Origin of the sequence: Pricia sp., from assembly GCF_041745955.1 — a bacterium.
GTDB lineage: Bacteria > Bacteroidota > Bacteroidia > Flavobacteriales > Flavobacteriaceae > Pricia.
In genome coordinates this window covers 1-2,838 of the sequence record NZ_JBGTHY010000342.1, presented here as the reverse complement: position 1 = coordinate 2,838, position 2,838 = coordinate 1, and the positions used below count along the sequence as shown (strand labels likewise).

At 45.6% G+C, this 2,838-nt stretch carries 3 protein-coding genes; all 3 read right to left on the bottom strand.

Features of this window, described 5'->3' with window-relative positions; all coding sequences use genetic code 11:
* Window positions 1–264 precede the first annotated feature (264 nt).
* Complete coding sequence (locus ACEW8S_RS12570; RefSeq protein WP_373518493.1) at window positions 265–1,698, bottom strand: S41 family peptidase; 1,434 nt, start codon at window positions 1,696–1,698, stop codon at window positions 265–267.
* A gap of 51 nt (window positions 1,699–1,749) precedes the next feature.
* Window positions 1,750–2,445, bottom strand: coding sequence for a hypothetical protein (locus ACEW8S_RS12565; protein WP_373518492.1), 696 nt, complete (start codon window positions 2,443–2,445; stop codon window positions 1,750–1,752).
* 148 nt (window positions 2,446–2,593) lie between these two features.
* A partial coding sequence (locus ACEW8S_RS12560) for a hypothetical protein (RefSeq protein ID WP_373518491.1) occupies window positions 2,594–2,838 on the bottom strand: 245 nt, incomplete at its 5' end.

Sequence of the window (2,838 nt, the reverse complement as noted above, 5' to 3'; positions counted from 1 at the left end):
ACCCCCAATCAAATCTATAGCAGAATTAATTTCATCAAGATTTAGAATCAAGCGATGTTTGGCATCAATGGTCCATAATAATTCGTGAAGAAAGACGGATTCATTCTTTGCAAATGCTCCTTCTAAAATCTTAACAACGTCCTTACTCAACACGCTTTCCAATAATCTTATATTTATCGTTTATTTGAACTTTCGAAAGTGATAATCGAAAATAAGGATTAATTTATTTTGATTGAACTTCCTAACACGACCAAACACATAAAATCAATCCACCTTTAAATCTCGCATTATCATATCCACCCATTCGGCCTGTGGCTGCCCGAGCGGTACGTCGGGTGCAAAACCGGTCCGGTCTATGGGATGTTCCGCTGTCCAACTTGACCTCACGGTGGGTATTTTGAGGATAAAATTTTCATATGGCAAGGGTGTCGGTACCGATGCCCCGGCATAATCCATCATCCCCAAAGTATTGGTCCCGTAGCTGGTTATCTTTCCGCACTGACGTGAAAGGTGGAAAAAATATTCGGTGGAGCTCCCGCCGAAATCGTCATAAATGACGGATACCCTCCGGGGGTTCTTTGTTACGGAGTCCAATGGAAAGGTGACGCCCGGAAGCGGATAAAACTCCTTTTTTGTTTCGGGAAGCTCGGAATATGCCTTCCTGTATGCCCGGACCGTACTTTCCGGAAAATATTTCTCGTAGCCCTCGGGGACAGGGCCGGTAGCGAACGGTTTTAGGTCAGCAAGGGCCTGCGGCAGGTTGTCCGGGGACACCCGCAGATAAGTGTCTTCCTGGGTAACGGGGGCGGTCATGGCATAGGGGAGGAAGTAGACCCAGCCCGTTGAGCCCCCGCCGTTGAGCGTAAGGTCTATGATCAGGTTTTTCGTGCTCCTTATCACGGAATCGTTCCCAGCTATGAGGCGCTGTACCATATCGTCCCTGGTAAAGGAGGGTATCTTCAGATAGGCGGTTTCCCCGTCCAGTTTTTTGAAGTCCAGTCCAAAGTTATAGTCCTTCCATGTCGATAGCTCGGACCTTTCGTCGGAATTCATCCTCAAGGGGGCTATCCTCCCCCAGGTCGAGAAGTTCCATAGGTGCAGAAGGTTGCCTACCAATTTGGCGGGAATGTCCGTGCTCATGAAAGTATTGTACTCCATCACCTCGAACCGATCGCCGTGTCCGGTAAGCGTAAAGTAGACAAAGCCCTTTGGAAAATCATCGATAGAGGAATATTCCTTTAGGGCCCGGAAATTGCCCTTCCCATCGGGCACTATGGAGACAACCACAGTGCTGTCGGGGTTCATGTACTTTCCCAAAACGGTATTCCTGTTATCCCCTTTCAAAGCTTGCCGTATATTTTTCCGTGGCGGCTTTACCACCGTACTGTCGAAATCCTTCGGGTTCCTATAGGCAAGGCCGAAGTGCTTGTCCCTAAAATATTTCACGTATTTTTCCATGATATGGAAACATTCCTTGGCATCTTGCGTTGTCGCGGCATTTTCCCTCGTTTCCATCACCAGTTTATTATAGGCATCCTTGGTGCCTTCTCCGACCTTGGCCTGAAACCCGGCATAGTTACGTTCCGTTTTTAATATCAATGAATCGAGATTTTCCTTACAGTCACATTGGTACTCTTGGGAACGGCAAACGATAGGGGCCAAGATGGAACATAGAATCGGAAAAAAATAATGTTTCATGATATTGGATAATGTGTTTTCGGTTTACGATAAAAATATATGCATAGTACTTTAATCTTTGACCAACAGAGAATCCACCCGTTCCATCTGTCGTACCGCCAACGAAAACAGGTAAAGGTGTTCGGATTCGATGTTCGATAGCTTGAAGAGCCTGTTCCTAATAATATTGTCCGTCATCACCTCGGAGTCAATGATACCCTCATCGCGGTCATAGCCCCGGTCGGTATATTCCCAGATGTAATTGATCCGGTAGTCAAGGAGCAGGGCACGGACCTGCCTCAGATCCCCGAAATTCGATTCCAGGCTGAGCAGTTCCGCCGCAAGCTCGCTTTCCCGGATGTCCGGCGATGTTGCCAGATAGGCGTTCAGGTGCTGGTCCTTTATGGCATAGGAAAAGGACGATACGGCCCGTTGGAAATAGCGTCGTTCTGCAGATGGGTTGCCATCCATGGCGATGGGCCGGTTTGCCGATAGGCTGTCCAGATACTGCACATATAGGCCAAGGGACTTTGGGGTCCGTTCGGCCAGTTCGGATATTTCGTTAAAAGAAGCTAGGTTCTGATCGTTCTCGAGCCTTAGCTTTTCCTTAAGTGTTTCCTGGGCCTCGTTCGCCTCGGATCTTTGCTGATAATTGTTCAGCTGGTAGGCTATGGTGATACCGAGGATGACGATCAAAAGCTCTATTGTGACCGCCATCCAGTCCTGCCGCTTCAGCTTGTCCCTCAATCTTTCTAACCTTTGACCCATATACCCTAAAAATATTGAAAATTTAGTTTTTGTTCATCGTTTAATTGAACTTTGCTGCGGGATTACACTACCCCAAATAGGGCAGATTTTTTGAAACGTTTATTTGAACTTAATTTGTTGGATTAATTTAAATTTCATCTAAATGATTTCATCTAATATGATATTTATTCCATTTGGCGGTGGCTGTGGAATCCATTACTTCGTTAAGCATTATTAATTCACCCAAGTATTGAATAACTTCAGGTCTATTTTTAGTCACCATTTCTCTATAAATTAATACCGTCTGTCCATCAAAAAATTGTTCTTGTAAATCTTCTGCTATACCCATTGCGTTTAAGAAGAGGTCTCCTTGATTAGCAGTAAAACCTAAATTTTTTTTATCTAGTACCCCAT

What these genes read in the sequence shown, in the direction of transcription:
- ACEW8S_RS12565 (WP_373518492.1), bottom strand. Translation starts at nt 2,445, where the DNA reads ATGGGTCAAAGGTTAGAAAGATTGAGGGACAAGCTGAAGCGGCAGGAC.
- ACEW8S_RS12570 (WP_373518493.1), bottom strand. Translation starts at nt 1,698, where the DNA reads ATGAAACATTATTTTTTTCCGATTCTATGTTCCATCTTGGCCCCTATC.